Consider the following 4795-nt stretch of genomic DNA (forward strand, 5'->3'; position numbering starts at 1 on the left):
TAGTAGGTCAGACCAATGCGGCAGGGCTCCCGCCGCACGCTGCGGCGCCCCTTGTGGGGAGCCTTGCCGTGGGCCAGAGGAATAGGCGCTCGCCGCCGGAGGATGGATGCAGTCGAAGTCCGCACGCCGTCAGAAGGGATCGCTGACGATCCACGACGTGGCCCGCTATGCCGGCGTCTCACCCATGACCGTGTCGCGCGTGATCAACGGCGAGAAGAACGTCCGCGACTCGACGCGCGAGGCGGTGAACGCGGCGATCCGGGATCTGAACTACCAACCCAACCCGGCGGCGCGCAGCCTGGCGGGCGCGGACCTGATCCGCATCGGTCTGCTGTATTCCAACCCTTCGGCGGCCTACCTCAGCGAGTTCCTGGTGGGCGGCCTGGACCAGTGCAGCCGCAGCAACATCCAGCTGATCGTCGAGAAGTGCGATGAGGAGCACGCCGAGGCCGCCGCCGCCCGGCTGCTGAACTCGGGCGTGGACGGGATCATCCTGCCCCCGCCGCTGTGCGACGCGCCCGAGGTGCTGCGGACCCTGGCGGAGAGCAAGACCCCGGGCGTGGCGGTGGCCACCGGTCGCCCGCCTGCGGACGTGTCGGCCGTGCGGATCGACGACTTCGAGGCCGCTCGCGAGATGACCCGCCACCTGATCGGCCTGGGCCATCGCCGCATCGGCTTTATCAAGGGCCACCCCAACCAGACCGCCAGCGCCCAGCGCCTGGAGGGACACCTGGCGGCGCTGGGCGAGGCGGGCATCGCGCCGGATCCCGCTCTGGCGGAGCAGGGCTACTTCACCTACCGCTCAGGCATGGACGCGGCCGAGCGCCTGCTGGCGCTGCCGCAGCCGCCGACGGCCATCTTCGCCAGCAACGACGACATGGCCGCGGCCACGGTCGCCGTGGCCCACCGGCGGGGGCTGGACGTGCCGCGCGACCTGACCGTGGTCGGCTACGACGACAGCGCGCTCGCCACGACGATCTGGCCCGAACTGACCACCATCCGCCAGCCGATCGCCGACATGTCGCGCGAGGCGGTGACGCTGCTGGCCGACGAGATCCGCAGCCGCCGCTCGGGCGAGAAGGCGCAGCATCCGCACGCGCTGCAGGCCTACACGTTGATCCGCCGGCAGTCGGACGGACCGCCCAGGGCCGGCTAGCGGCAGACCTTGTCGAGGCCCTCGACCCCTACCGGCGGCGGGAGCGGCAGGCCCCGGCGGCGGGCTTCGTTGTCCAGGGTCAGCGGTTCGGCCCTGGGCAGCGCCCCGGTGTCGGCGCGGTAGAACGCGTCGGCCTGCGCCTGTTCGAGGCTGACGAAGGTCGCGCCCTTGCGGCGGTAGAGGTCAAGCAGCCGCGGGGCCATGCGGGCGTCGAAGGCGCCAACATGCAGCAGGAGGACCAGCGGCACGTCGCGGCCGTAGAGCCTCTGCGACAGCGCGCGGGCGCGGTCGAGGCTGTCGGACGCCGCCGCCAGGAAGCGCTGTTCGAGGTCTGCTATGGCCGCGGCGTCGCCCTTGGCCCGGCAGCGGGCGTAGGCGCCGTTGTACGCCCAGTCGCCGAAGTCGAGGGTGACGCTGGCGATGCGATAGCCGCGGCCGGCCAGGAAACCGCGGGCGCGGGCGCGGACTTCGGGCGTCTCGCCCTCCGCAAGATAGGGGAAGCGGAACCAGCGCCAGCCTTCGCCCAGCGGCTTCAGCAGCTCTTCGTTGCGGACGATCGCGGCCTCGAAGGCGATGGCGTCGTTGGCCGTCAGCCGGCCGTGCTTCCAAGTGTGATTGCCGAGTGGATGGCCGGCTGCGCGCCAGGCGGCCAGCACCTCAGCGCCGGTCGGATCGTCGCCGACCCGCGCGCCGTTGACGAAGCCCGTCGCCGGAGCCTTCGCCTCGGCGAGCGCCCGCAGGATCGCCCGGTTCACGGACAGGTGGCTCTCGCCCGCCGGGAGCGGATCGTGCGCCGGCAGGTCGTCGAAGGTGAGCGCGATCTGCTGGGCCGCCGCCGGCGCGGCGATCAGCGCGAGGGCCAGCGCGAGCGCGGCCCTCATCGGCGGAACAGCTCCAGCGGCACGGCCTCGGCCATGGCGCGGTAGCCGGCGATGGAAGGGTGCAGCTGGTCGCCGGAATCGAGCTCCGGCCGCAGGTGGTCGGGACGGGCCGGGTCGCGCATCACGGCGTCGAAATCTATGACCGCGTCGAAGTTGCCCGGCCGCCGGATCCAGGCGTTCACCGCCTGGCGGTCGGCCTCGTGGGCCGAGGTCGGCTTGTACGTGGGCGTCCTGCCGAAGGGCAGGATGGTCGCGCCGATCACCTTGACGCCGCGCTCGCGAGCCCGCGCCACCATCTGGCGGTAGGCGCCGATCAGCGCAGGCGCGAGGCCGGCGCGGGCGTTTGGATCCGCCGGATCGTCAGGCTTGAAGAAGCCGATGTCGTTCACGCCGGCCAGGATGATCACGTAGCGCACGCCGCTCTGCCCCAGGACGTCACGGTCGAAGCGGGCGAGGCCGTTGGGACCGAGGCCGTCCAGCAGCAGGCGGTTGCCGCCGAGGCCGTGGTTCAGGACGCTGAGGTGGCGCGTGGACGGATCGGACTGCAGCCGCTGGGCGAGGAAGTCGGGCCAGCGCTCGTTGCGGTCAGGGCCGACGCCGAAGCCGTCGGTGATGGAGTCGCCAAAGGCGACGATCGCGGCGGACTTGGCCTGCGCCGGCACGTCGACGCCCGAGATCTGGTGCCAGCGCACCACCTTGAGAGCGTCCGGCGGCAGCTCGGCATCCGAGACCCGCATGCCCCGCGCGACGAAGGTGGTGGTGCGCGACCCCGGATGGCCGGTTTGCACGGCGGGCGCTCGCGGAAGGTGGTAGCTGATCGCGAGGCTGGTCAGAGGCTTCACCGGCAGCTCGACGGGGTCGGAGACGTATTCGGCGCCGGCGGGTACGACGACCTGGGCGCGCCCGGAGAAGGTCACTGGGCGATCCGTGGAGGGATCGATGGCCGAGGCTCCGGGGCGCAGCGGCCGCGCGACCCGGACCGCCGAGAAGGTCAGGGGCTCGGTCCCGAACAGGTTGGAAAGGCGCACCCGCAGGCGGGGTCCGCCGGCCGTCACCTGAACGACCTGGCGGAGGGTCGCGTCCGTCATCGCCTCGGCAGCCAAGGCGTTCCGCGGCTCCGGGACCTGTTGCGAAGCGGCCCAGGCGCCGACCCATCGCTCCGCCGCCGCCGCAGCGGGCGCGGCGGCCGCGAAGGCCAGGACCAGAACCGGCGCCAGCGCGCGGCGAGTCAGACCGACGGCGAACCTCATCCCTGGATCGTAGCCTCCTGTGTGCGCCAGCTCATTGTTCGGCTGGCTTTCGAACCCCACCTTGACAGATCAGGCCAGGGATTGATAGCGCTACCAAAAATAGGGAGGTCTGACCATGGGCAGAGCCGCCGAGCGGCCGAACGCCTTTCTGCCCGAAGACTGGAGCGACGCCACACTGGTTGGCCGAATCCAGACGAAGGCCGGTCCGACTCCCGTGCTCGTCCGCGGCGGACGACTGTACGACGTGGCCCAGGCCGCGACGGTGGCCGACCTGCTGAACGCCTGGCCGAATGCGCCTGGCGGACGCGACCTGGGACCCATCGAAGAGTTCGATTTCGAGGCCCAGCCGCTGCTGGCGCCGATCGACCTGCAGTGCGTGAAAGCCGCCGGCGTCACCTTCGCGGTATCGGCAGTCGAGCGGGTGATCGAGGAGCGGGCGCGCGGTGACGCGGCCCGGGCCGAATCGATCCGCGCGGACCTGCGCGACCGGGTGGGCGCCGACATCCGTTCGGTGGTCCCGGGCTCCGAGTCCGCCGCCCGGCTGAAGGCCGCCCTGATCGCCGAGGGCCTGTGGTCCCAGTACCTGGAAGTGGCGATCGGCCCGGACGCGGAGATCTTCACCAAGGCGCCGGTGCTCTCGTCGGTGGGCCATGGCGCCTTCGTCGGCGTGCGCTCGGACAGCGCCTGGAACAACCCCGAGCCCGAGGTGGTGCTGGTCTGCGACCGGCAGGGCCGCGCGCTGGGCGCCACGCTGGGCAACGACGTCAACCTGCGCGACTTCGAGGGCCGCTCGGCCCTGCTCCTGGGCAAGGCCAAGGACAACAACGCCTCGTGCGCCCTGGGGCCCTTCATCCGCCTGTTCGATGAGGGCTTCACCATCGACGACGTGCGGACCGCCCGCGTGGACCTGGTGATCGAGGGACCGGACAACTACCGCCTCGACGGCCACAGCTCGATGGACCAGATCAGCCGCGACCCGCTGGAGCTGATCCGGCAGGCGCTGAGCGAGCACCAGTACCCGGACGGCTTCGTGCTGTTCTGCGGCACCCTGTTCGCGCCGACCCAGGACCGCGACGCGCCGGGCCAGGGCTTCACCCACAAGGTTGGCGACGTGGTGCGCGTCGCGAGCCCGCGACTGGGCGTTCTCGAAAACGAGGTGACGACCTCGAAGGCTGCGCCGCCCTGGACGTTCGGGGTGGCCGACCTGATGCGTAACCTGGCCGGACGCGGCCTGCTTTCGGCGGAGGCCGCACGATGACGGACACCCTGGCGCACTTTATCGGCGGGGAGCGGGTCTCGGCCGACGCCGTCGAGGAGAGCCGCAACCCCTCGAACACCAACGACGTGGTGGCCAAGCTGCCGCGCGGCGGCGAGGCCGAGGTCAACGCCGCGGTGGCGGCGGCGAAGCAGGCGTTCCCCGCCTGGTCTGATGCCTCACCCGAGCTGCGGTCGGACCTGCTGGACAAGGTCGGCGACACCATCCTGAAGCGCCGCGAGGAGCTGGGCCG

At 71.7% G+C, this 4795-nt stretch carries 5 protein-coding genes; 3 read left to right on the forward strand and 2 right to left on the reverse strand.

The window, feature by feature from the left end:
• Positions 1 to 106 precede the first annotated feature (106 nt).
• Positions 107 to 1156 (forward strand): LacI family DNA-binding transcriptional regulator, encoded by a 1050-nt coding sequence (locus RIF93_RS18685; RefSeq protein WP_309092959.1) that lies wholly within the window; start codon positions 107 to 109, stop codon positions 1154 to 1156.
• On the opposite strand, the gene RIF93_RS18690 is transcribed toward RIF93_RS18685, so the two are convergent.
• Positions 1153 to 2037 (reverse strand): polysaccharide deacetylase family protein, encoded by an 885-nt coding sequence (locus RIF93_RS18690; protein WP_309092960.1) that lies wholly within the window; start codon positions 2035 to 2037, stop codon positions 1153 to 1155. The two genes, RIF93_RS18685 and RIF93_RS18690, sit on opposite strands and share 4 nt — an antisense overlap.
• Positions 2034 to 3287: an SGNH/GDSL hydrolase family protein gene (locus tag RIF93_RS18695; RefSeq protein WP_309092961.1), complete on the reverse strand. Its 1254-nt coding sequence runs from the start codon at positions 3285 to 3287 to the stop codon at positions 2034 to 2036. Before RIF93_RS18695 ends, RIF93_RS18690 begins: the two co-directional genes overlap by 4 nt.
• Positions 3288 to 3402: 115 nt before the next feature.
• Here RIF93_RS18695 and RIF93_RS18700 point away from each other — a divergent pair, with 115 nt between their 5' ends.
• Positions 3403 to 4545, forward strand: a complete 1143-nt coding sequence (locus RIF93_RS18700; RefSeq protein ID WP_309092962.1) for a fumarylacetoacetate hydrolase family protein — start codon at positions 3403 to 3405, stop codon at positions 4543 to 4545.
• Positions 4542 to 4795, forward strand: a 254-nt coding sequence (locus RIF93_RS18705; RefSeq protein ID WP_309092963.1) for an aldehyde dehydrogenase family protein, incomplete at its 3' end; no start/stop codon positions are given. The genes RIF93_RS18700 and RIF93_RS18705, both read left to right, overlap by 4 nt.

Source organism: Phenylobacterium sp. (genome assembly GCF_031181185.1).
Lineage (GTDB): Bacteria > Pseudomonadota > Alphaproteobacteria > Caulobacterales > Caulobacteraceae > Phenylobacterium.

Coding starts and splice junctions, on each gene's coding strand:
- RIF93_RS18685 (WP_309092959.1), top strand. CDS start 107: ATGCAGTCGAAGTCCGCACGCCGTCAGAAGGGATCGCTGACGATCCAC.
- RIF93_RS18690 (WP_309092960.1), bottom strand. CDS start 2,037: ATGAGGGCCGCGCTCGCGCTGGCCCTCGCGCTGATCGCCGCGCCGGCG.
- RIF93_RS18695 (WP_309092961.1), bottom strand. CDS start 3,287: ATGAGGTTCGCCGTCGGTCTGACTCGCCGCGCGCTGGCGCCGGTTCTG.
- RIF93_RS18700 (WP_309092962.1), top strand. CDS start 3,403: ATGGGCAGAGCCGCCGAGCGGCCGAACGCCTTTCTGCCCGAAGACTGG.